A 23,388-nucleotide genomic window follows, 5' to 3' on the forward strand; every position below is an offset into this window, starting at 1 on the left:
TTGATTAACGTAAAGCTTGTTTCACTAGCAATTTGATAGTAAGTCACGCACCCCGTGAATGCATGACTCCGCACATCCGGCAAGGAAAGAGGCTCAGCATATGGCAACCCGCAGCTCAGATCTAAAGCGGCAGATCGCAGTCACCCTCAGCTTGGTGATCTGCATTGTTGGTTCGATGATCGGCGTCGGAGTGTTCGGTGGGACGCCGATCGCCCAGGCAGCCGGCGGCGCGTTGGCCGCCGACTCAACCCTCCTGGCGCCCGCCACCCCGGCCTTCTCCATCTGGTCCGTGGTGTACACCGGCCTGGTTGCTTTCACGGTGTGGCAATGGCTGCCCGCCCAGCGGACCAGTCCCCGGCAGAGGTCGCTGGGATGGATAGTTGCCGCCTCAATGATCCTCAACGCGGCGTGGATCTTGTCCGTGCAGGCCGGCTGGCTCGCGGGCAGTGTGCTGGTGATTCTGGCATTGCTGGTGACTTTGATTCTGGCCTTCCTCCGCTACAGCCAAAGCCGTGCAGGCTCATGGGTGGAGGCCGTGGTGGTGGACGGGACCCTTGGGCTGTATCTGGGCTGGACCAGCGTGGCCGTCTGCGCCAACATTGCTGCTGCTTTAAAGGCCTCAGGGTTTGGGGGCTTCGGGTTGCGGCCCGAGGTCTGGTCTGTAGCCGTCCTGGTGGTGGTGGCCTTGGTGGGCATTGCCTTGGCGATCAAGGGCCACGGGCGGCTCGCCCTCGCAGCTGCCATCGCGTGGGGTCTTGTCTGGATCACCGTCGGCCGCAGTGCCGATGCACCCGAGTCATTCCCGACGGCGGTCGCAGCGGCCGTCGCTGCTGCCCTGGTTCTCGGTGCCGCCATCACGGTGCGGACCCGGGCGCTGTTGGCTGGGGCCTCCGGCCGGGGCGTCCGGGCCCTGTAGCGGTGCGTGCGGGGGTAGCGCCTTGGTAGTGCGGCTCTTTTCGCAGCTCCCGCGGTTTTCCACATAGACCAATTCAGGACTGATAACCCCTTCTCCCGACTGGAAGAGTGGGGATATGGATCAGATTCGGACCAGCCAAGCGGGCGTCAAGGTCACGCCCTTGGCGGCCGATGCTTCCATGCCATGGGAAACGGCTCAACCCCTTCCCACCTTAGGAACCCTGGCAGCCGCCGTTGGTTCGTTGCCTCTCAGCGCGAGCAGTGGCGAACTGGTCACGGAGATTCGAGCCCTCGAAGACCTGAAGTCGGCCATCACCGCCCGGCAGGCCAAGGCAGCTGTCGCGTTGGATCTGGCTCAGCGCCGGGAGCAGGCCAAAGCCGGTATGCCCACGGCGGAGCAGGGCCGTGGAGTCGCTGCACAGCTGGCTCTGGCCCGGCGCGAGTCACCGAATCGCGGGTCGCGGCTGCTCGGACTCGCCAAGGCTCTTGTCAACGAGATGCCGCGAACCATGGCCGCCCTCCAAACAGGTCAGCTCAATGAGTGGCGCGCCACGCTGTTGGTCAAGGAAACTGCATGTCTCAGTGTTGAAGACCGTTCTGCGGTGGATGCAGAACTGGCACCGGACACGGGTACTTTCAACGGAGCCGGGGACCGGAGCATCATCGCTGCTGCGAAAGCTTCCGCATACAGGCGTGATCCACGTTCCGTCGCCCAGAGGGCAAGCCATGCCGCCGCAGAACGTAGGGTCAGTCTTCGCCCGGCTCCGGACACCATGACAATCCTCACCGCTCTGCTTCCAGTGGCTCAAGGCGTCGCCGCCTACGCGGCCCTTAGCCGACACGCAGATTCAGCCCGCTCGACCGGCGACACCCGAAACCGTGGACAGATCATGGCCGACACCCTAGTTGAACGCGTCACCGGAACACCGGGAGGGATCGCGGGGATCGACCTTCAACTGGTCATGACAGATCGCACCCTCTTTCAAGGAGACAGCGAACCCGCCCGCATCCAAGGCTACGGAATCGTCCCCGCTGAATGGGCGAGAGTCCTCCTGACCGACGGTCCATCAGGGCCAAAAGTGCAGCCCGGAACCAAAGTGCAACCCGGGACCAAATCGCAGACAGGGACCAAATCGCAGACTGGGTCCACAAGCCGTAGCCAGCAGGATGCGGAAGCTGCGGAGCAGCAAGAGTTCCGAGTCCTGATTCGGCGTCTGTACACCGCCCCGGGAAGTGGAGAACTCCTGACAATGGACTCGAAAGCGAGGATCTTTCCACAACGATTACGCCGTTTCATCGAGACCCGTGACCACACCTGCCGAACCCCGTACTGCGATGCCCCCATCAGGCATCTGGACCACGTGGTGCCGTGGCACGAGGGCGGAGCCACCACCCTGAACAACGGCGCGGGGCTGTGCGAGGCCTGCAATCACACCAAGGAGAACCCGGGGTGGAGCACCCAAGTTCCCCGCGGCAACACGCACACCGGCAACACGCACACTTTGGAAGTCCGGACTCCTACCGGACACATCTATCAGTCGAAAGCGCCGCCTCTGCCGGGGCACGAGGACGCACCGTCACCGACGCCGCACATCAGCCTGCCTACAGCGGAACCCCCACAGCACCTGCAGCACCTACGCGCTCAGCACGTCCGGAAGAACTAACAGCAGCACAGTCGAAACTAAATGCAGCACAGTCGAACGAGGCACACAGCAGCATGCCAACACCTGCTATGCCGGGCAGGCGTCCTTCAATGCCTGCACGGACTCGGCCGGTACTTGATCTCCGGCTTCGGCGATTTGACGAAGAGGTGTAGTGATATCAGACGGAACGCCTGCAGCATCGGCGGCGGTGACCAGGCCAGCGAGCACCTGCTTATCCTCGACGCCCACCAATCCGTCCTGGACCACTGCGCAGATCTGCTTGGTTACTTCATCGGCGGCTGCGGTGGCCACCTTGGACGCGGCGTCACTGGCTGCACTGCTGGCTGCTTCCTCCACGGCTCCGCAACCGACGAGCAACAGCAAAACGGGTACGGCGGACAGGAGAGCGAGGCGACGGGTCATGGGTCCAGCCTAGCAATCCGCCAATAACGCCGGGCATGTCCTCACGCACCGCTCCTTGGCCTAGCCCGCAATGAGTTCCTTGACCGGGCCTTCATGCAGTGCCAAATACACGTCATCCCGGACCTGGTTTGCTTCTGGATCGGTCATTGTCCTCGCAAGCGGACGCATCACCATCCGAATGAGCACGTTCGACTGTCCATCCCGGATACGGAGTCTCTCCCGCGCTGCCGCCGGAAGGTCTTGGCACGGCGTCATTGCCAACAACTCCACACTTTCAAGATCGTCAGCCCGCTCCCCCAAAGCCGAACGAACCCGGTCACCGAGCAATTCACCGTCCATTTCCCCATCGACAACTATGGAGAGATCCCTGCGAATGGACGGCATCCTGGAGGAGGGTTTCCACGGCGACAGGTCCAGCAATTGCTGTTGAATCCCGGGGTCCTTAGACCTGAGCAACCTGATGTCGGGGATGCCTTTGCGCAGCATGAGGGCACGGTCCAGCCCCATACCCAGCGCCAGGCCCGACCATTTGCGCGGGTCCAGGCCTGCGTCCAGGAAAAGCTTCGGGGCCATGAGCCCGCACTCCGCCAGTTCCAGCCATTCGCCGTCCTTACGGACGTCAATCTGCAAGCCCTTCCGCGTATAAGGATGCGCTGCGGGAACTGCGCGCCACTCAGCGCACGGTAACACCCCTGCCACCAAGGTGGTAACCATTTCGTGCAGATGGTCGCCGCCCAGTTCAGACGTAGAACTCACGCGCCACAAGTCCACTTGATGGGGCGTGCCCACGTGGGTGCGGTCAATGGAATCGCGGCGGTACACCAGGCCCGGGATCACCCAGAGCTCGTCCAGGCGGTGAGATGAATCAAGCTCCCGCAAGAGGGCAGGGATGGAAGCCGATGTGTGGCTACGCAGCATGACGGTAGGGCTGACATAACGGGAGTATCGCTGGTCCCGGGTGACATCCGCGGGACTGAATCCCAAGTGATCGTAGTTGTCGGCGATACTGACCAAGGGGCTGTGGCGGATGACTTTTTCGGGCACATTCCACCGGTGATGCAAGGCGGCGGTCACGTCCCGCAGAAGGGTCTGCATGGAATGCGGTCCATGGTCCGGGTTGGATAGGTCCCTGACTATCAGCGATTGGTGGAGCTCGTCCGGGGTGAGGTAAGCAGGCATGACTGGTCCTTAAGGTTTGGAGAGAGCGGGGTGTCCTCCCCCGAGCCGCTCCGCCGCCAGGACCTAGGCGCGCGCCATCCAGCCCTCACGACCGGAGACCGGTCGGGGGCAGGTAAATCGACGCGTTGAAAGCATGCGCCGACTATACCCCGGACCGGGATGCCGGCACAGGCCTGAAGTGCTTTTCCAAACTCCGGGATGCTTGTTGACGGGATTGCGCCGGGACGTCCTCCCGCAAACCATCCGGCTATGCTGCGCGTCAGGTCATCCTGGGGTCAGCGTCAGGTCATCCGGGGGTCAGTAGCCGGTACACCGACACGTGGCTGCGCGACCCCGCAGTGAATTCACTGCCGTCCCAGTCGGCCCACCGGGTTTCGAGCTCAAAGCCGGCTATCCGCGCCATGAGATCGAGTTCGGCGGGCCAGATGTAGCGGTGTGGAGTCCGATCAATCCGTGCCTCGCGCCCCTCCGAAAGTTCGGGGCCGAACTGTACATGGTGTGAGATGACGTGCTGCCGAAGAACATCGTAGGTGTCCACCAGAAGGTACCCGGGCTGGCTCACTTCCACCGTCCCACCGTGCCCGGGCGGCAGTGAACGCAGCTGCGGCACCCAGAGCTCGACGACGAACCGGCCTCCGGGAGCCAGATGGCGGGCAGCGTTCTGGAAGCAACGGACCTGCTCATCCTGCGTCAGGAGGTTCCTCCCGCGGCGAGTTCCGACAAGACCTTCACCGTGGGGCCAAGCACTTCAGGGGCGAACATCCCCTGCCCGGGTGTGTCGTACCGTTGGGCGGCGTCATGGTCCCAGAGCTCTTGCTGGTTGATCATGATTGCGAGTATTGCAGCCGTTGGCAGGCAGATTGAAGAGGCGCCGGCCCACCTATGCTTGAGGGATGGGAGAAGAGACTGTGGACCACAAGGCCTTGGCCGTCTGCATGATTGACATCTCCTCCGATATTCGCCGCAAGTCGCTCAATGAGACGGGCCTCCGCCCGATCTCCAACGGCGTGTTGGAGATCCTCCGTGTTGTTGAAAGCCATCCGGGCGTCACGGTAGCCGAGGTGGCGGCCAGACTTGGCCGGCAGCTGAGCAACGTCAGCTCCCAATTGCGCGAGCTCGTCGCGGCGGGCCTGGTGACGCGCGTGAAGGACGCCTCGGACAAACGGTACGTTTCCCTCCATCCCACCGAGGAGTCCCGCCGGATCAAGTCGCTCTTGGAAGGTGCTTGGGCTGAGGCACTTATTGCCGCGAGCGCCCGCCTGCTCCCGGAAGAACGTGCGCAGATCGCGGCGAGCCTTCCGGCGTTGGAGCGGCTGGCTTCGTTCCTTTCAGAGCCCGAAGCTTCGCTTCCGCAGCCTCATCCCCGCTCAAGCGGCACGTAAGGCATGTCACCTCTTAATCGCTTACGGCGCTTATCGGAAGTACTTATAATTTTATAAGTATTACTACTTTCAAGAATGGGTGACGCGTGGCATCACAAGTACTAGGGACATCGGGCGCTCAAGCCCCAACGAGCACCGGAACCCCGCCGGGCGGTAAAGGCAGCAAGAGCATCGGTTGGCGGGCCTTGCCTTTCCTGGCCCTCGCTCAGTTCATGGTGGTCCTTGATGGAACCATCGTGAACCTGGCACTCCCCCGTCTCCAAATGGAAATGGGTATCAGCGATTCCACCCGGTCCTGGGTAGTCACTGCATACGCATTGGTCTTCGGCGCCTTCCTCCTGCTGGGCGGACGGATCTCGGACTTTTGGGGACGGAAGCGGACTTTCATCACAGCCTCGGCGGGCTTCGCCGTGGCATCGCTCATCGGCGGATTGGCCCAGCAGCCCTGGGAACTGATCGGGGCCCGTGCACTTCAGGGTATCTTCGCAGCACTCCTCGCCCCGGCAGCCCTGGCACTCCTGACGGTGGCATTCCCCGGCGGTAAGGATCGCGGGACCGCCTTCGCCATCTTCGGCTCCATCAGCGGCGTGGGCGCAGCGGTGGGAGTCCTGCTGGGTGGCTTCCTGACCGAGTTCGTCTCGTGGCGGTGGTGCTTCTTCGTCAACGTCCCCATCGCGATCGTCGCACTCATTGGCGTGTGGGCGCTGGTGGGCGAAAGCAAAGCCGGAGGCTCCACCAAATACGACTGGCCCGGCGTCGTTCTTGCCGCTTTGGGCTTGGGCTCCCTGGTCTACGGCTTCGCCAACGCCGAACATGGTTGGGGTGCAGTGGAATCCTGGGGCTTCATCGCGGCAGGTGTGCTGTTGCTGGTCCTGTTCGTCGCCGTCGAACGCAAGGTCAAAAACCCGCTGCTGCCGCTGCACGTGGCCACCGAACGCAACCGCGCCGCTGCCTTCCTGGCATCCTTCCTTGCTGGAGCCGTGCTGATCGGGGGCATCCTGTTCATCAACTTCTACCTCCAGATCGTCCTGGGGTTCGCGCCGTTCGCGGCCGGAATCGCATCCTTGCCCATGACGGTGGTGCTGATCATCACGGCGGGCATCGTGGCAAAGAACCTGCCCAGGCTGGGCGCCAAAATTCCGAGCGCCCTCGGCCCGGTCTTCATGGCAGCAGCCATGCTGTGGCTCACCCAGGTCACGCCGGACGGAACGTACGCGGTGAATATGCTGCCTGCATTGATCCTGATGGGCATGGGACTGGGCCTTGTCTTCGTCCCCATGCAGAACCTGGCCCTCTTCGGCGTGGACAAGGACGACGCCGGGGTAGCCAGCGCCCTAGTCAACGCATCACAGCAAATCGGCGGCTCGCTGGGCATCGCCCTCTTCAGTGCCATTGCAGCCGCAGCTACCGTTGCCGTCGGCGGCGAGCCCCTGGCAGCTCTGACGTCGGGCTACTCCATGGTGTTCCTTTGGGCGGCCGGGGTAGCGGTTTTGATCGTACCGATCGCACTTCTCCTGATCAGGATCGACCGTAAGACCTTCAGCGGAGCGGGCGAGACCCCGCACGTCCACCTGGGCTAGCAGCATGGGCGCCGTCACCCCGTAGCGGGTGCCGGCGCCGCGGCAAGTATCAGGTGCGGCCGCTATCTCGCTGCGGCGGGGGAATTTACCAAGCGGGTGGTGCCATCCGGGAGCGGTTTAGGGATGACGCCCGGCCAGGAACCGTCCCGCTTGAAGTTCATGAGGTTGCGGGCCCCCTCGGGGTCCTCAGCACTGAGTGGAATGACGACGGTGCTGTGTTGCGAAGGGGTGAAGGAAGCCTTTGGGTTGAGCCAGGCCGAACCAACGGCTGCAGCTGCCAGGTCGAAGAAAGGCTCCCCGTCAGCCGTGCGCGAGCTGATCTGAATCTGGGTGTTCGGCATGTACCCTTCCCCCACAGCCCAAACGTTGCGGACGATGTAGTCGATGAGCAAGTCGCCGGAAACCAGGGTGTATCCGGGTTCGATCGTGAACGCCACCGAGTACCCGGTGTTTCCCTTCACGTTCGGTGGTCCTCCGCCGGCAAAGCGGGTGACGGAAATTCCGGGCACTGCCTCTACGGCCTCGCGGGCTTCTGCAAGAGTCTGCCCGGTGTCCGCGTCGTGCGGGATGGACCGGGAGGGCGGATCGCGCAAAGGCACCGGAGCGGCACACGAGATGAGGGCGAGAAGGACAACGGCAACTATGGCAACTTGGGTGATGGGTCGGTTCGCGCGGCTCATTGCTCCACTATGTGTTCTTTGGTTTTGAATTCGAGGCCGACCCGCCGACGGGCCCTGGCATGTGGGCAGCAGGCAATGACCGGATCCCGCCGCAACCCGAAGGATACTGGGATCATGCACAATAAAGAGCTGCACTACCTGCACGGCTTGGACGAGCTGCTGGCGGACCCCGAATCCCTGACCATGGCGAGGGTAGCGGAATATCTGGCCACACTTCGCGTGGCAACCGCAAACTGGTTCGGTCGGACCGGCCGCGCCGAACTTTCGGCTTGGATCGACCGTGACGGCACGGGCTGGCGCGTGTGGGACACTGACGAGCGCGCTGGGATCATGGACTTCTCAATACTTCGCACCGAGTCGGAAACAGAGGCGCTCGGCAGCTTTCTCCGCCGGGCCCGGCATCACTTCGATCAAGACAAAGCGGCGGTCCGGCGCGGCTTTTGACGCGGGCGCATGCCCGCTCCGGACGAATATTAGGGCACGACGGCGGCGATCTCACGTAACGATTGACATGACATAACTCACATTCTGTAAGCTAATTTCATAGTCAGGCAAACGGCTTCCTTCGCTCTACCCCGGGGAGGTCCCCCATGGCCCCGAACTCACTCAAGGCCGAGAATCTCATGGCCCATGGCGTCGTGCTCTCCGCGGCCAGTATTGCCAGACGCAGGGCAGCAGCCCAGCACGGAACCCACAGTACGGCGCACAAGCCCGATGCCCTCCTCGGAGCGCTTGCCGTCCGGCAGTTGTTCCACCGCTGGCCGTTGGTGCCATCCCGTGAACTGGAACGCATCCGCCACGTCCTCATTCACTGCGACCAACTCGGCTCACCGGACACACATCACTTGTCCGAACCAGCCCAGGCATTGCTGGATCTGATCAACTGCGAGCTGGAGCGCCGGCGTTTGTTGGCCAACCAGGCATCGGGCGGCAGCCAGGCTGCCCTGGCGAACCAGGATGTCGGCGAGGATCACGTCAGCCCTGAGATGGGGTAGCACTGCACAGTCTTTGCTGCCACGCCTTGGTCAGTTACTTGTTCTTCGTGCCCCGCATGGAAGCCTGGAGCTCGCGGAGCTCCGTGAGAACGGCTGAACAGTGGGGGCAGCGTTCAGTGTGCTGCCGGACCCTTACTTGGGCGTTTCCGCTCAGGCCGTTCCGAACATACCTGCCCAGGTACCTCAGGTACTCCGTGCAGGACTGAACAGTTGCCTCGCCGACATGCTCCTGCAGATACACCTGACGGAGGCCTTCACGTGCCCGAATGGCCAGGGCGGAGAGGGCGTTCGGGGCCAACCCCAGTAACGGGCCTGCTTGGGCGGGTTTCAGTCCTTCAACGTCGACGTACCAGAGCACATCCTGCCAACGCTTGGGAAGTTTCCGAAAGGCGCGCACCAAGACGATGGACTCGTGGGTACCCAGGACGTGGTCGTCTCCGGCTAAGGCCAAGGCGTCCACGGTGTTGGAATCGACCATGACCATCCGCGTTGCCTTCAAATTCTTCCGGTGTGCCATCCGCCGGATTGTGGTTAGCAGATAGGGACGGAAGGACTCGATCGGACCGCGGCCCTCCATGATCGCTTGGAAGACTGCGGCGAACGCTTCACCCACGATGTCTGCGGCATCGCTGGGGTTGTCTGATTCCGCGCGGGCCACGAACCCTCCCACCCGCCGGTAACGGATGAACAGTTCGCCGAAAGCGGCAACGTCACCGCCACGAACCAAAGCCAGCAGTTGTTGGTCGCTGAGTGGTTCCGCGGAAGCAGGGTCGCCGCGGTTTGGGTAGGGCAGGGCTTGTGCTGACATGACGGCCTTTCGCAGTATAAATGGCATGGATCAGGCATGGAAGGAACTTCAGTTGCTGCTGCGAAACCGTGATGAGGGCGCAGTCAAGGGGGACCCCGCCCAATGCTCATCTGACATGCATCGGACGGGGCCGCGTGAAGGGTGCCGGGGTGGCCCCCTAATGGGGGCGGATGGTTACGGGATGGCGGCTACGACGTCGATCTCCACCAGGAAGTCGCCCAGGAACGAACCAACCGTGGTCCGGGCCGGGTAAGGGGCTACGACGTACTTTTCGTAGACGGCATTGAAACCGTCGAAGTCCCGCCGGGGGTGGTGCAGATGCACGGTCGCCTTAACGACGTGGGAAAAGTCCAGGCCGTGCGCGCCGAGTACCTTGGCCAGGTTCTCCATGGTCCGGATGGTCTGTTCTTCAATGGTGATCCCTACACGCTCGTCCGTCATGGGATCGTGGGGCGTCTGGCCTGCGGTGTACAGGAATCCGTTGGCCACAATGGCTTGGGAATAGGGCCCGGCCGGGGTGGGTGCGAGGTCGGTGACCACCTGGTGACGCGTCATGTGGGTGATGCCTTTCGTGAGATGAGGGGATGTGTGCTGAAGAACGCACACTGAAACGGGGTTGCCGGTTACAGGACTTTGGAGAGGAACGCCTTGGTGCGTTCGCGCCGTGGACTGCCCAGGACTTGCTCGGGCGGGCCACTTTCCACCACCACACCGCCATCCATGAACACCACTTGATCGGCTACTTGCCGGGCAAAGCCGAGCTCGTGAGTGACCACCACCATGGTCATTCCCGCCTCCGCCAAGGACTTCATCACGTCCAGGACTTCGCCCACCAACTCCGGGTCAAGCGCTGAAGTGGGTTCATCGAAGAGCATCAGCTTGGGCTTCATGGCCAGCGCCCTGGCAATGGCGATGCGCTGCTGCTGCCCTCCGGAAAGCTCCTGGGGGTAGGAATGGCCTCGGTTGCCCAAGCCCACCCGGTCCAGCAGCACCTGCGCCTCCACCACCACTTCACGGCGGGGGCGGCCAAGAACGTGCACCGGTGCTTCGACGATGTTCTCCAGCACGGTCATGTGCGGGAAAAGGTTGAAGCGCTGGAACACCATGCCGGCGTTGAGCCTGGAGCGGGCCGTCTGGCGCTCCTTCATTTCGTAAAGCTTCCCGTTGCGCTCGGTGTAACCCACCAGGTGCTCGTCGACGTAGAGCCTGCCGGCGTCGACTTTTTCGAGGTGGTTGATGCACCGCAGGAACGTGGTCTTGCCGGAACCGGATGGGCCGATCAGGCAGGTCACGGATCCCTTTTCAACCCTGAGGTCAATGCCTTTCAGGATTTCGATGACACCGAAGTTCTTCCGGACTCCGCGGGCTTCCACCATTGCAGTAGTCATCATGCTGTCCTTGTCTTGGGCTTGCGGGTCCGTCGCGGTGCTGAGTCGAAGCCACGGCCGTATCTGCGTTCGAGTTTGTTTTGGAAGAAGCTCAGGACGGTGGTCATGAGCAGGTACCAAAGGCTGGCAACAATGAGCAGTGGAATGGTCTGGTAGTTGTTTGCATAGATGATCTGCGCCGAGTAGAGAAGATCGGAAATCGCCAGGACGCTCACCAGGGAGGTGCCCTTCAGCATGGAGATGACCTGGTTGCCAGTGGGCGGCAGCACCACACGCATCGCTTGCGGCAGGATCACCCGCTTCATGAGTTTTCCACCGCTCATGCCCAAGGCGCGGGCGGCATCGTACTGGCCCTTGTCCACGGAGCCGATCCCACCACGGATGATCTCGGCCATGTACGCTGCCTCGTTCAAGGACAATCCCAGGAGCGCGGCCCCGAGCGGGGAGATCAGGACGTTGGCCGATCCCAGGACCAGGGACGGCCCACCGAACGGAAGACCGAAGGCAATCACCGGGTAGAGTGCCGCGATGTTGTACCAAAAAATCAGTTGGACCAGCAGGGGCGTGCCCCGGAAGAACCAGATGTAACCCCGGCTGATGGTGCTCAGGATGGGGTTGTCGGAGAGCCTCATGATCGCCAACAGCGTGCCCAGGGCAATACCAACTGTCATGGACACCACAGTGAGCACGATTGTCAGGCCGGCACCGGCAATGATCTGCGGGGCGAACAGATAGGACACCACCACGTCCCATCGGTAACGTTCATTTACCGCCACATCCCATGCAGCACTCAGTGCCACCAGGATGAGAACCACAGCCAGGACCAAACGGACCGGATGCCTCAACGGCACCACAGGAATCGAGTCACCGGAAGCCGCCGCAGCTGGCTCCTTGGTATCGGGTTTTGAGGGTTGCTGCTGCATAGCCACCGTCTCTTGATCGGGATTTTTCACTACTGGGTTCGAATTCAACTACGGGGTTCGAATTCAACTACTGGGCAAAGTTGACGCGGGCTTCGGTGATGGCACTGGTCTCCAGCCCGTACTTCCCGAGGACTTTGATGTACGAGTCACTCTTAATCACTGCATCCAGCGCGGCGGAGACGGATTTCACCAGGCCGGACTCCTTCGGCACGCCAACTCCCACGGGAGCGAACTCGTAGGTGTGGGCGATCTCGATTTGGGGGTTCTGCGTGGCAGCAAAATTCAGGATCGGCGAGTCTGCCAGCACAGTATCCAGGCGTCCGCTGCCCAGCGCCGAGATTGCCTGCCGGGTGTCCTGGAATTCGCTCTTCTGGATGGCCTCCTTGCCGGCGGCGGCACAGGCAGCGTCGTAGTCAGGAACGTTGACGGTCAACTGGTACGAGCCGGTCAACAAGCCAACCTTCTTGCCGCAAAGTGCGTTTTCATCCTTGATGCCTGCGGGATTGCCCTTGGGCACGGCAATCCCGTTGCCGATCTGCATGTAGTCAACAAAGTCCAGGACTTCCATGCGCTTCTCCGTAGGGGTCATGGAAGACACGGTCATGTCGTAACGGTTAGCCGCCAGGCCCGGAATGATGGAGTCGAAGTTGGCCACGTGGATGTCTACTTTGACACCCAATACCTCGCCGATGAGGCGGGCCACGTCCGGGTTGGTCCCGGTCATTTCCTGCGTACCTTCGCGGTAGAACTGCGTCGGCTGCTCATTGGTGGGGATGGCAACGCGCAGCACCTTGGATGTCTTGACGGATTCCGGGAGGAGCTCGACGGCGGCTTGGTTCACTTCCAGCGCGGGCACACCCGTGCCGGCTGCAGTGCCGCCTGAGGGGCCGGACGTCGAGGTGTTGCCGGCGGGGGTGCATGCCGTCACTGCCAGCAGGATCGCTGCCGTTGCGACGACGGAAGGTAAGGCACGTTGGGGCAGTTTTGGGGCGGAGACATTCTTCATCAGGGAGTCCTCAGATGTGAAAGGCCGTGGGAGCGGCCGCGGGGGTGGGGGCGAACTGGGTGGGTGTGGATGGGGTGCGGGTGAAGGCTTCGTTGCGGTGCCGGATCAATTCCCGGCCTTCCGCCCGCAGTTCCTGGATGGTGGATACTCCGAGGAGCATCATGGTGCGGGTCATTTCGGATCGGAACATTTTTAGGACGTGAGCCACGCCGGCTTCGCCGGCGGCCGCCAGCCCGTAAAGGTAGGGGCGCCCGATGGAGCAGGCATCGGCACCCAGTGCCAGCGCCTTAACCACATCCGAACCCCGGCGGATGCCGCCGTCGACGATGATTTCCACCTGCCCGGCAGCCCTCTCCACGATGTCCGGAAGGACATCCAGCGGAGCTGCCATATGGTCCAGTTGCCGTCCGCCGTGGTTGCTGACCTGGATGGCGTCGATGCCAAGGGCAACAGCCAGCGCGACGTCGTTCGGGTTGACGACGCCCTTCAGGATGATGGGCCCGTTCCAGCGTTCCCGCAGGTCCTGGATGTCGTCCCAATCCGTGGGCTCGTAGGAACCGGCCAGCAGCGTGCGCCACATGTCCGGGGAACTGGCCAGGGGGCCGTCCGGAATGTCCGCATCCAGGTTGGGGAAAGCTATGGCGTCGTTGGCCAGGAACCCCAGCGCCCAAGCAGGGTGCAGCATTCCCTCCACCACCGTTTTCGGCTTGATGGACGGGGGTGCGGTGAACCCGTTGCGGTAGTCGCGCTCGCGGTGGCCGATGGCCCGGCAGTCAACATTGACCAGCAGGGCTTCATAGCCGGCAGCGGACACCCTGTCCAGGACGGCCTGCAGCAGTCCTTTGTCCGGGGTGGGTTCCAGGTTGAACCATCGCCGAAGTCCCGGCGCTGCAGCACTGACATCTTCCATGGTGGTGGTGCTGAGATGGGCCAGCCCATAGGGAATGCCCTCGGCGAGCGCTGCCCGGGCTGCCGCGGATTCACCCTCGGGGTGGAACAGCCGGGTGCCGCCGGTGGGCGAGAGCGTGATTGGCATGGAGACCGGACCGCCAAGGAGTGTTGAGCTGAGGTCGAAGTTGTCCACCGATCCCCATTTGGGAAGGAAGGACCAGTCCTCATAGGAAGACACATTGCGCCGAAGCGAGACCTCGTCCTCGCCTCCGCCTTCGATGTATTCGAAGATGCTCCGGGGCAGCCGCCTGGCTGCGAGTTTCCGCATGTCCTCCACGCTGAAGCATCTCCGGGCCAGCCGCTCCGCGGTGGAGCGGGCCGGTCCCTGCACCGAGGCGAGCGCCTTGATGTCTTTGAGTTTCATGGTTGTCCTCTGCGGTCCTGCCGGGCTTGCCGCCCGGCTCCTTTCCCAATAGTGACGCAGATCTCACTCGCTCTATATGTGAATTCCTCCACAAGATGCCAATACCCCTTGTGATAACGTCCAGCTATGGACGCAGCCCAGCAACCCGGGATCCAACAATCGGCGGTGCGGCTCTCCGATTGCATCCAGCTGATGCAAGCGGATCTGGTCCATGCCAACCCCACTCCGGAGAACCTCGGGCACCCGGTATCGGACGTGCTGATGTACGATCCCCTGGACCACTGGTCCAGCGTGGATGACCGCATCATCCTTGCCGTCGGGTGCACCTACGGCTCTCCGGATTTCGATCAGCTCCTCCACAGGGCAGCAAACAGCAACGCCGCCGCCGTGATCGTCAAAGCCCACGGCGCAAAGATGGAGCAACTCCGTTCCGCGGCCGTCTGCTACAGCCTGTCCGTCCTGGTGGCGCCGGACGACGCCGATTGGACACGGCTGGTGGCATTGGCCAGGGCATCCGTCATGGGAGCAGCCGCCGACTCCGTGGCCGGGGTCCGACTGGGAGACCTCTACGCTTTCGCCAACGCCGCGGCCTCCATCACCAACGGCGCCGCGAGCATCGTGGATCCGCTGGGCCGCATCCTGGGTTATTCAACCTTGCCGGGCCAGCCCATTGATGAGCTCCGGCGCATCACTACCCTGACTTTGGAAGAGACCACCCCGCCGGCGTTCGACCAGGATTTCAAGATTGTCTACGCCGCCCCTGGAGCGGTCCTGGTGCCGGCGCCCGACGACGGCATGGCCCGCCTTGCGCTGGCCGTCCGGGCTGGAGGGGAGCTATTGGGCTCCATCTGGATCATCGACCCCGGCGAGGAGAACCGGGCTGCGGCCCTCAATGCGCTGGACCGGATGGCTCCGCTGGCGGGCTTGCACATGCTGCATGCCCGCTCTGCCTCCGACTTCGGGGAGCGCCGCAACGCTGACCTCATCCGGACGCTCATGGATGATACTCCGCATGCCATCTTCGCCGCCGCCCAGCTGGGCTTGGACACCGCGAACGGGCTGGCAGTGGCCGCCTTTTCGATTGTCCGCCCGGAGTCCGGAAGCCTGGAATCAGTGCGCGATATCCACCGGCTCCTGCACTTGGTGACCACGGTGTGCACCGTGCAATTCGGCACGGGGCACAGTGCCCTGCTCGGCTCAGTGGTCTACGCGATCCTGCCCTGCAAAGGGACCTCGCCCCGGGCGGTGCACGGGCGGCTCATCCAGGAAATACAGGCGTACTCACACACCATCAGTTCCTACTCCGTCATCGCCACCGTGGGCGGCATCGCCGATGGCATCGAGGACCTGCCCCGGTCCAGGTCCGAGGCAGTCCAGACACTGAACCACCTGCTGAACCTGCATACGCGCGACGGAAAACAAGGTGGCACTGGAAGGGCCCGGAGCGAAGGCAAAGTACCGGGAGTTGCCCTCTATGAGGACTTCCAGATCCCGTTGAACCTGCTCAAGATAGGGGCGTTCATTGAGGAGAACGGATTGGGCGGTACGGACGAAATCGCCCGAATCCAGGGCAGGGATGCCGAGCAGCAAACAGATTACCTGGATACCCTCCGCGCCTATCTTGAAAGCAACGGAAACATCTCAGCCATGGCCGCCCGGCTTCACGTCCACAACAACACCGTCCGGTACCGCGTGACCCGCCTGGCCGAGGATTTCAACCTTGACCTGGCGGATCCGCAGAAACGGCTGTGGCTGTGGCTGCGCCTGACCACCATGGACCTTTCCTCCACATAGCTCCCGGCCGGAAGTTACCGAATAATCGGAAGTCCCGCCGTCGGGAAGAGGCTGGGGAAGATCGACGGCGGCGGCACGGGCACTGTTTCCAGGGGCACCGTGACGGTGTCCGTACCTACGGTCACAACGTCCTCCCGCACGTTCACGGTCAGCGGTTCGTCACTGTAGTCAGCCCCGGAGACGAGTGTGAGCGCCAGGGAACCCTGCGCCAGGTCAACGGCCAGCAGGCGGCCCTGGACCTTGAGCCGGAAGGACAGGTCCTCCCATTCCACGGGCAGGCGCGGATCGAAACGCAGCACTTCTCCCTGGTCCCGCATGCCGGCAAAGCCGCAGACCAAGGAGCTCCAGATCCCTCCGGTGGAGGCGATGTGGACGCCGTCGATCGTGTTGCCGTGCGAGTTGTCCAGGTCGATGAACAGCGCCTCGGTAAAGTGCTGCAGCGCGACGTCCCCGTACCCCACCTCGGCGGCCATGATGCCCTGGACACAGGCGGACAGGGTGGAGTCACCGGTGGTGATGGGATCGTAGAAGTCGAATGCGCGCTGCTTTTCCTCGGCTGAGAAGTCCTGCCATTGGAGGAACATCGCCAACACAGTATCGGCCTGCTTGAGGACCTGGTGCCGGTAGATCACCAGCGGGTGGAAGTTCAGCAGCAGCGGGTATTTGGACTTGGGCGTGTTCCAGTCCCACGGCTCCAAGGTCATGAAATCGTTGTCCTGGCTGTGGAGCTGCAGGTGGGGATCGTACGGAAGGAACATCCGTTCAGCTGCCTGGCGCCACACCAAACGCTCGGTATCGGCAATGCCCTCGTGCTCCAATGCCGCGGCGGCACGAAGGTTAAAGCGCGCCATCACGTTGGTGTACAAGTTGTCATTGACCACGGCGGTGTATTCATCCGGACCGGTGACGCCGTGGATGTGGAACATGCCATCCTTGCCGAAGAAGCCCAGCGAGGCCCACATACGTGCGGTCTCGATCAGCAGGTCGGCACCCAGTTCCCCACGGAAGGTGGCGTCTGCGCTGGCCCACTCGTACCGGTTGGCCGCGAAAGCGATGGCCGCGGCAATGTGGAACTGGGCCGTACCGGCGGCGTAGTAGGCGCTGGCTTCCAGGCCGTTGATGGTCCGCCAGGGGAACAGTGCGCCGTCAACGCTGAGCTCTTTGGCACGCACCCGCGCGTCGGGCAGCATGGCGTGGCGGGATTCCAGGACCTTCCGGGCACCACAGGGGTTGGTGTACGTCAGGTAGGGCAGGAGGTAGATTTCCTGGTCCCAGAAGTAGTGGCCTTCGTAGCCCGAACCGCTCACACCCTTGGCCGGGATACCGGCCACTCCTGCACGGGCGGTGGCCTGGGCCAGCTGGAACAGGCCCCATCGGACCGCCTGCTGCATCTCCGGCTGGCCGCCGATCAGGATGTCGGCCGTGGTCCAGTATTCGTTGTAGTGCGCTTTGCTTTGGGCCAGGATGTCGGCGAACGGCACCAGGTTCGCTTCGGCGTCGGCTGCCAGGCTTTCGCCGCGGTCTTCGGCGTCCGAGGAACCGGCGACGACGTAACTGACCGTTTTCTCCAAACGGAACGTCTCGCCGTCGTGGATTGCCAGAACGTAGCGGACGGACGAGTCGTCCTCCCCCACCAGGGTTTCGAAGGGCTGGCCTTCGGCGGAAATCCAGTGATCCACGGCCATGGCCACGCGTTGGCGCGATTCCGAGGTCTCCCACGCGAGGCGAAGGGAGCCATCGGCGCCTTGCAGGTGGAGCGGCAGGAGGACGCGGCCGGCGTGCCGTCCGGAACGGCGGGGGTCGTGGGCCGAGTGGTCCTCCACAGGCTGGTCCTGGCGGTTCACGACGCCGGAGGTGATGTCCGCGGATACCACCCGGTCAGCTGTCAGCGACAGTTCAAGGCCAAGGCACCCGCGCGAATCGAACCCCACCGCGCGGCGCTCTACGGTGGTGACGGTAGCGCCCGAGCGGCAGGCCCACGTGATGGATTCTTCGTATATGCCTGTGGAAAAGTCGACGCTGCGGTGGTAGTCAACCACGGCAGACTCCGCCAGGCTCAGGGCTTCGCCATCGATGGAAACCGTGAAATTGTTGGCATCCGGAACGTAGACAATCCGCTGGCCGGTCCGCGCAAAACCGTACGCATTCTCGGCATGTTTGATGTCCCAGATTTCGTGGAATCCGTTGATGAACGTGCCGGGAAGTTCGCCGTCGCCCGCTGTCGAGTGCGAGCCGCGGATGCCAAGGTGGCCGTTGCCAAGTGCGAACAACGTTTCCAGTGTCCCCTCGTCACCGGGGACGTGGATGTTCTCCACGAGCTTCCAGGGCTCGCAGGGGAAGCGCAGCCGATCGGAGCTGATGAGTGCCATGGGCGGTTGAAGTCCTTCGAAAAAGTAGGGTCAGAGAAGGTCGTTGAGGTCGTCGACCACCAGCGTGGCGCCGGCGTCGAGCAGGGTTTGGCGGCCCGCCCCGCGGTCCACGCCGATCACGGCGTAAAAATTGGCGCCTGCGCCGGCTTGGACGCCGGACACTGCGTCCTCCACCACGATGCATTCCTCCACAGGCACGCCCAGCAGGCCCGCGCCATAGACGTACGTGGCCGGGTCGGGCTTACCGGGAAGTCCGACGGCGGCAGCCACCTGGCCGTCCACCACCACCTCGAAGTGGTGGTCAAGGCCGGCGGCCTTCAAGACAGCCGGCGCGTTCCGGGAGGACGAAACCACCGCCACTTTGAGACCCAGCTCCAATGCGGCGTTGATGAACTTGACCGACCCCTCGTAGGGTTCAACACCGCGGGAGTTGACGATCTCGTTGAAGATGGCGTTCTTGCGGTTGCCCAGGCCCTGCACGGTCTGGTTCGCGGGGTCGTCATGAACCGGCCCCTCAGGCAGGGTGACGCCGCGGGAGGCCAGGAAATCCCGGACGCCATCGAACCGCGGCTTGCCGTCGATGTGGTCGAAGTAGTCGCTCTCTTGGTATCCCTGCGGGTGGCCGGTTCCGGCAAGGTAAGCATCAAACAGTTCCTGCCACGCTTGCTCATGCACCACGGCAGTGGGCGTGAGCACGCCGTCGAGGTCGAACAACAGCGCCGAGGCGCCGGTCCAGGCATTACGAAGATCAGTCATGTGCAGTAATCCGTTCAGCGCTTGTGGCGCGTGGTTTTGCGTTCGATGAGCTTGGTATCGAGCAGGTGGTTGGAGGGTTGATGGGGGGTTTCGGTATTCAGGAGTCGTTCGCACAGCAGGTTCGCTGCGAAGGCGCCTTGGTCTGCCACGGGCTGCGCCACGGTGCTCAATCCAAGGAACCCGCTCATGGGATGGTTGTCCATTCCGATCACTGACACGTTCTTGGGCACGGATAAACCGTATTCGCGGAGCGCCTTCAACGCCCCGAACGCGGCTTCATCGCAATGGGCGAACACCGCCGAGGGCCTCGCGCCACGGGCGATGAGTTCCGTCATTGCCCGCCGGCCGTCATCGATGCTTGGCCCGGCACCCACCACAAGGTCCGGGTGGACGGTGAGGTGATGTTCATCCAGCGCACGCTTGAAGCCACGGAACCGTGGAGTCTCAGTCACAACGGGGTGTTCATTGCTCGAGAGAACGGCCAAGTCCCAATGGCCCAGCCCCAGCAGGTGTTGGGTTGCCTGCCAGGCTGCGTGTTCGTCATCGATAGCTACATTGTCCCACGGAACATTTTCCATGCCCACGCTGGCTATCGCCAGTCCGCACGCCTCCAGTGCAGCCACTTCGCCGGGCACCAGGTCAAGGGTGAGCAGGAGCAGCCCGTCCACTCTCTGCGCGAGGTTTCCCAGGTCTGCGAAGAACTGCCGCCGCACACTGTCCTTATTACGCAGGCTGATCAGCACGGTGTCGTAGCCGCTGTCGCCGAGGACTTCCTCAGCTGCCTCCACGGCCTGGGCGAAGAACCAGGAGGTGGCTGTCGGGGCAACTATCGCCACTGAACCCGTCCTGCCGCCCGCCAGCCTGGACGCTGCGGCCGAGGCCTTGTAACCCAGCTTGGCGGCAGCCCCGGCTACCTGATGTTGAGCCCTTTCAGAAACGTTCGGGAGGTTCCTGAGGGCCCGGGATACCGTGCAAATGGACAACCCGGAGAGGACGGCCACGTCCTGGATTGTCGCCCTGTGAGTCCTAACCATGCAACACGGCCTCAGCCCTTTCCACGCTCGCCTAACGCCTTCACGTGTGACCCGGACCGGGTCACCAGCCAAAAGTGTAAGCGCTTACAATTTCGTCATTCAATAGAGTGCGGTCGAATGCGAAATTGTGACGCGAATCTCACCAAGAGATTGATTCGGGGGCCCGGATGACGTCTAATCCGGGGATCAAGCCCAGAACATCAACCCGGAACATCACCCCAGGACGTAGAACTTCAGGAACGCACTGACGTCCACCAGCTCCGGCGGCTCGATCCTGTGGCCCATCCCCGGATAAGTGCGTGCCGTCAAAGCCACATTGGCTTCCAGCCACTCCGCTGTGTGGGCAATCGCGTCCTCATTGATGACGGGATCGGCCTTGTCGCGTCCCCAGAAAAACGGCGGTGGGGTATCGAAGGACTCGCTCAGGGCAAGGAGGTCGTTGTCCAGCACAAAACCAGACAGGCCCACCGTGGCCTTGAAAGCGTGGGGCCGTAGGCGCAGGAGCGTGCTGGCCATGGCCATACCCTGCGAATACCCCAGCAGGCTCACGCTGCTGTGGTTGTCCTTGACGGAGTTGATCCAGTTGAAAACCGAGTTGGTTGATGAAATAACGTCAGCAAAGTCGTTGGTCAGGAAGTAGTCCAACAGGAACCAGCCGTAGTCGTCGCCAATCACTTTCGGGCCGCGAAGTGCAGCGCACGTGAACTCGCCGGGAAGATGCGGAAAGAGGTCCACCATGCGTTGCTCGCTGGTTCCATAACCGTGCATCATCACCAGCAACGGAGTGTCCGCGCGCTGGCTTTCGGGCTTTGACCACACCACTGAATCCATGGGCATGAGCCTAGTAGACTGGCGCCATGACTCCGCAGGAACTGGCCAACCTGGCCCATCTGCGGCGCGCCCGCGACTTCATCGATCGCGAATACGCCCGTCCCCTGGATGTGCCCACCATGGCCGCCGGCGCCCTCATGTCACCCGCGCATTTCTCCCGCCAGTTCAAGGCCGCCTACGGCGAATCCCCCTACAACTACCTCATGACCCGGCGGATCGAACGGGCCATGGCCCTGCTCCGGGCAGGCACCAGCGTCACGGACGCCTGCATGGAAGTCGGCTGTACGTCGCTTGGCTCCTTCAGCACGCGATTCACGGAAATCGTTGGCATCAACCCCAGCGAATACCGCTCGCGCGAACACCACGCCGTCAAGGCCATGCCCTCCTGTATCGCCAAGCAGCACACGCGGCCCGAACGCAATGGGGGCAAGACTTCGGCTCCGGCTTCTGCTCCGGTTTCGGCCGCGGCCCTGGCCCCGGTTTCGGCTCCTGCTTCGGTGCCTGATGGACTGAGCAGGATTGAAGAAGCGCCCGCGCCACAGCTGCAATAGCGTGTGATTCATGAACATTTCATTGAAGTATGCACATGTCACCGTCAACGATGTGGATGAGTCGCTTGCCTTCTACCGCGACGCCCTGGGTTTCGACGTAAGGAACGACGTCGGCTCGGATGGCCAGCGCTGGGTCACCATAGGCAGCGACGCCCAGCCGGATCTTGAACTGGTGCTTTCCCCGCCGCACGCCGGCCGTTCACAGGCCGACGGCGATGCCATCCAGGAACTCCTGACCAAGGGTGTTATGCCCATGCTGGTGTTCACCACGGATGACCTGGACGCTACGTTCGAGAAGCTCCGCGCATCAGGCGCCGAAGTTCTCCAGGAACCCATCGATCAGCCCTGGGGACCGCGCGACTGCGCCTTCCGCGACCCGTCAGGCAATATGATCCGTATCAACCAGGGCTGACGGGCTTAACGCCAGGGTTCTGCTCGGGCTGTACGGCCGGTTGACGGGCTCAACCCTCGTCTTCCACTGCGGCATTACGACGGCGGCCGGTTGCCGCTGCACCCGAGGCGACCGCCGCCGTCGTACTGACTGCCGGTTGCCGCCGCACCCGAGGCGACCCGCCGCCGTCGTACTGTCTGCCCGCTGCCCCTTCACCCGCCGGACTTCTTCGCCTGCACTACTTCTTCGCCTGCAGTAATTTCCCTAGTGACTCAGCACCCCGGCGTCGGACCGTTCGCCGTCCTGGTGCGTGGAGGCAATGGCGGCGGATACGACGTCGGACAACCGGCGACGCTGGCTGTACGCCTGGCGTTGCAGCCGTTCGCCGGTGCCCCGGCGGAGAATGTTCGCCACTCCTGCCCGGGCGAGGGCAAGATCACCGGTGGCTGTGAGCGCCGGGCGAACGTGCCGGAGCAGTGCTGCTGCTACGTCTGAAGCAGGATAGGGCCGCTGCTCCAGGGGGTGCAGCAGTTGGTGGTTGATGCCAAAGCGGCTGGCTTTCCAGTTCGCCATGCGGATGACCGGCGTCAACGTGCTCGACGCCGGTTTTCCTCGCCGCCATTCGGCCGCCGATGTTTCCACCAGGGCACGGGCGATCACGGCAATGGTGAGGGCGTCTTCGGCGTAGAGGCAGACATCTGCGATCCGCAATTCAACAGTGGGATGTCCCCTGGACAGGCGGGCATCGAAGTAGATCATGCCCTCGTCCAGCGGAACACCAGTACCCAACAACTCCGAAAGCATCTCCTGGTAGCCCTCCACGGAACCGAACACATCCATGGGGCCGGCAGTGGGCCACCTGTTCCAGATCTGTGTCCGGTAGCTGGCGAAACCGGTGTCGGCTCCCATCCAGAAAGGAGAATTGGCGCTCAAGGCCAGAAGCACCGGCAACCAGTGCCGCATCCGGTCAAGGACAGCGACCCCTTCTTCCGGCGATTCTATGGATACGTGGACGTGGAAGCCGCAGGTGAGCTGCTCACGCGAAATCAACCCGAATTCCGTCCCCATGGCCGCATACCGCTGGTTCCCCGTGGTGGGAGTGGCGTGGAAGACGGGCGGGGTGGCCAATGCGGCGACGCGCGCACCCACAGTCCGTGCGGCTTTGTCGGACAATGCCCGCCCTGCACGGATCTCGTCCCTGAGTTCAGCCGCAGTCCGGCAGGGACGCGAGTTGACCTCCACCTGCTCCTGCTTGAATTCGGACTTCAGCGTCGCGTTCCCGGCGCCATGCTCATCACCGGCACTGCCTTCCGCCTCGCCAAAGTGCGGAGCAGCAACATCAAGGATGTCTGCGGCCAGCGCCAAAGGCGTACCGTCCGCCGGATCCGCGATCAACAGTTCCTCTTCAACACCAAACGTGCGCAT

General features: G+C 62.9%; 22 protein-coding genes and 2 pseudogenes. 9 read left to right on the forward strand and 15 right to left on the reverse strand.

The genetic code is table 11. The features are described 5' to 3' along the window. Positions 1-100 precede the first annotated feature (100 nt). Positions 101-916: a tryptophan-rich sensory protein gene (locus M1D51_RS20170; RefSeq protein ID WP_458107786.1), complete on the forward strand. Its 816-nt coding sequence runs from the start codon at positions 101-103 to the stop codon at positions 914-916. A gap of 115 nt (positions 917-1,031) precedes the next feature. Further along, positions 1,032-2,579 (forward strand): HNH endonuclease, encoded by a 1,548-nt coding sequence (locus tag M1D51_RS20175; RefSeq protein WP_458107787.1) that lies wholly within the window; start codon positions 1,032-1,034, stop codon positions 2,577-2,579. A gap of 66 nt (positions 2,580-2,645) precedes the next feature. Here the strand turns inward: M1D51_RS20175 and M1D51_RS20180 are convergent, their stop codons facing one another. The 3 genes and pseudogenes from M1D51_RS20180 to M1D51_RS20190 form a co-directional block, all read right to left on the reverse strand. Further along, positions 2,646-2,981 carry a hypothetical protein gene (locus tag M1D51_RS20180; protein ID WP_172324460.1) on the reverse strand — a complete coding sequence of 112 codons (336 nt, stop codon included), beginning with the start codon at positions 2,979-2,981 and terminating at the stop codon, positions 2,646-2,648. Between the two features lie 60 nt (positions 2,982-3,041). Next, a complete protein-coding gene (gene srmL, locus M1D51_RS20185; protein ID WP_458107788.1) occupies positions 3,042-4,160 on the reverse strand; it encodes a PheS-related mystery ligase SrmL in 1,119 nt (372 codons plus the stop codon). Between the two features lie 286 nt (positions 4,161-4,446). Next, positions 4,447-4,988 (reverse strand): annotated as a pseudogene (locus M1D51_RS20190) (hypothetical protein). Between the two features lie 65 nt (positions 4,989-5,053). Between M1D51_RS20190 and M1D51_RS20195 the strand changes: the two are divergent. Then, positions 5,054-5,542 carry a MarR family winged helix-turn-helix transcriptional regulator gene (locus tag M1D51_RS20195; protein WP_458107789.1) on the forward strand — a complete coding sequence of 163 codons (489 nt, stop codon included), beginning with the start codon at positions 5,054-5,056 and terminating at the stop codon, positions 5,540-5,542. Positions 5,543-5,628: 86 nt separating this feature from the next. Beyond that, complete coding sequence (locus M1D51_RS20200; RefSeq protein ID WP_458107790.1) at positions 5,629-7,122, forward strand: MFS transporter; 1,494 nt, start codon at positions 5,629-5,631, stop codon at positions 7,120-7,122. A 62-nt stretch (positions 7,123-7,184) separates the two neighbouring features. Here the strand turns inward: M1D51_RS20200 and M1D51_RS20205 are convergent, their stop codons facing one another. Further along, on the reverse strand, positions 7,185-7,802 hold the full coding sequence (locus M1D51_RS20205; protein WP_458107791.1) for a hypothetical protein: 618 nt from the start codon (positions 7,800-7,802) through the stop codon (positions 7,185-7,187). A 114-nt stretch (positions 7,803-7,916) separates the two neighbouring features. On the opposite strand from M1D51_RS20205, the gene M1D51_RS20210 reads away from it, so the two are divergent. Both M1D51_RS20210 and M1D51_RS20215 read left to right on the forward strand, forming a co-directional pair. Continuing rightward, positions 7,917-8,246, forward strand: coding sequence for a hypothetical protein (locus tag M1D51_RS20210; RefSeq protein WP_458107792.1), 330 nt, complete (start codon positions 7,917-7,919; stop codon positions 8,244-8,246). Between the two features lie 146 nt (positions 8,247-8,392). Then, entirely contained in the window at positions 8,393-8,797 is a 405-nt protein-coding gene (locus tag M1D51_RS20215; RefSeq protein WP_458107793.1) for a hypothetical protein, read from the forward strand. 34 nt (positions 8,798-8,831) lie between these two features. On the opposite strand, the gene M1D51_RS20220 is transcribed toward M1D51_RS20215, so the two are convergent. The 6 genes from M1D51_RS20220 to M1D51_RS20245 form a co-directional block, all read right to left on the reverse strand. Then, entirely contained in the window at positions 8,832-9,605 is a 774-nt protein-coding gene (locus M1D51_RS20220) for a sigma-70 family RNA polymerase sigma factor (protein ID WP_458107794.1), read from the reverse strand. Between the two features lie 174 nt (positions 9,606-9,779). Further along, entirely contained in the window at positions 9,780-10,160 is a 381-nt protein-coding gene (locus tag M1D51_RS20225; RefSeq protein WP_458107795.1) for a RidA family protein, read from the reverse strand. A 68-nt stretch (positions 10,161-10,228) separates the two neighbouring features. Then, a complete protein-coding gene (locus M1D51_RS20230; protein WP_458107796.1) occupies positions 10,229-10,993 on the reverse strand; it encodes an amino acid ABC transporter ATP-binding protein in 765 nt (254 codons plus the stop codon). Beyond that, positions 10,993-11,916: an amino acid ABC transporter permease gene (locus M1D51_RS20235; protein WP_458107797.1), complete on the reverse strand. Its 924-nt coding sequence runs from the start codon at positions 11,914-11,916 to the stop codon at positions 10,993-10,995. The genes M1D51_RS20230 and M1D51_RS20235 overlap by 1 nt, the downstream gene beginning before the upstream one ends. Before the next feature lie 67 nt (positions 11,917-11,983). Continuing rightward, positions 11,984-12,922 carry an ABC transporter substrate-binding protein gene (locus M1D51_RS20240; RefSeq protein WP_458107798.1) on the reverse strand — a complete coding sequence of 313 codons (939 nt, stop codon included), beginning with the start codon at positions 12,920-12,922 and terminating at the stop codon, positions 11,984-11,986. Positions 12,923-12,932: 10 nt separating this feature from the next. Next, complete coding sequence (locus M1D51_RS20245; protein ID WP_458107799.1) at positions 12,933-14,237, reverse strand: alpha-hydroxy acid oxidase; 1,305 nt, start codon at positions 14,235-14,237, stop codon at positions 12,933-12,935. Between the two features lie 126 nt (positions 14,238-14,363). Between M1D51_RS20245 and M1D51_RS20250 the strand changes: the two genes are divergently transcribed. Then, positions 14,364-16,031 (forward strand): PucR family transcriptional regulator, encoded by a 1,668-nt coding sequence (locus tag M1D51_RS20250; RefSeq protein ID WP_458107800.1) that lies wholly within the window; start codon positions 14,364-14,366, stop codon positions 16,029-16,031. Between the two features lie 14 nt (positions 16,032-16,045). Here the strand turns inward: M1D51_RS20250 and M1D51_RS20255 are convergent, their stop codons facing one another. The 4 genes from M1D51_RS20255 to M1D51_RS20270 form a co-directional block, all read right to left on the reverse strand. Then, on the reverse strand, positions 16,046-18,400 hold the full coding sequence (locus tag M1D51_RS20255; RefSeq protein ID WP_458107801.1) for a glycoside hydrolase family 65 protein: 2,355 nt from the start codon (positions 18,398-18,400) through the stop codon (positions 16,046-16,048). Positions 18,401-18,430: 30 nt separating this feature from the next. Next, positions 18,431-19,156: an HAD family hydrolase gene (locus M1D51_RS20260; protein WP_172325353.1), complete on the reverse strand. Its 726-nt coding sequence runs from the start codon at positions 19,154-19,156 to the stop codon at positions 18,431-18,433. A 14-nt stretch (positions 19,157-19,170) separates the two neighbouring features. Beyond that, positions 19,171-20,190: a LacI family DNA-binding transcriptional regulator gene (locus M1D51_RS20265; RefSeq protein WP_458107802.1), complete on the reverse strand. Its 1,020-nt coding sequence runs from the start codon at positions 20,188-20,190 to the stop codon at positions 19,171-19,173. A 213-nt stretch (positions 20,191-20,403) separates the two neighbouring features. Next, complete coding sequence (locus tag M1D51_RS20270; RefSeq protein WP_458109627.1) at positions 20,404-21,021, reverse strand: alpha/beta hydrolase; 618 nt, start codon at positions 21,019-21,021, stop codon at positions 20,404-20,406. Positions 21,022-21,047: 26 nt separating this feature from the next. Between M1D51_RS20270 and M1D51_RS20275 the strand changes: the two are divergent. Both M1D51_RS20275 and M1D51_RS20280 read left to right on the forward strand, forming a co-directional pair. Further along, positions 21,048-21,446, forward strand: a pseudogene (locus tag M1D51_RS20275) (helix-turn-helix transcriptional regulator); the annotation flags it as partial. Positions 21,447-21,582: 136 nt separating this feature from the next. Beyond that, positions 21,583-21,984, forward strand: a complete 402-nt coding sequence (locus M1D51_RS20280; RefSeq protein ID WP_011773069.1) for a VOC family protein — start codon at positions 21,583-21,585, stop codon at positions 21,982-21,984. Between the two features lie 243 nt (positions 21,985-22,227). On the opposite strand, the gene M1D51_RS20285 is transcribed toward M1D51_RS20280, so the two are convergent. Continuing rightward, complete coding sequence (locus M1D51_RS20285) at positions 22,228-23,388, reverse strand: glutamate--cysteine ligase 2 (protein ID WP_458107803.1); 1,161 nt, start codon at positions 23,386-23,388, stop codon at positions 22,228-22,230.

It is taken from the genome of Arthrobacter sp. R3-55 (genome assembly GCF_054161505.1).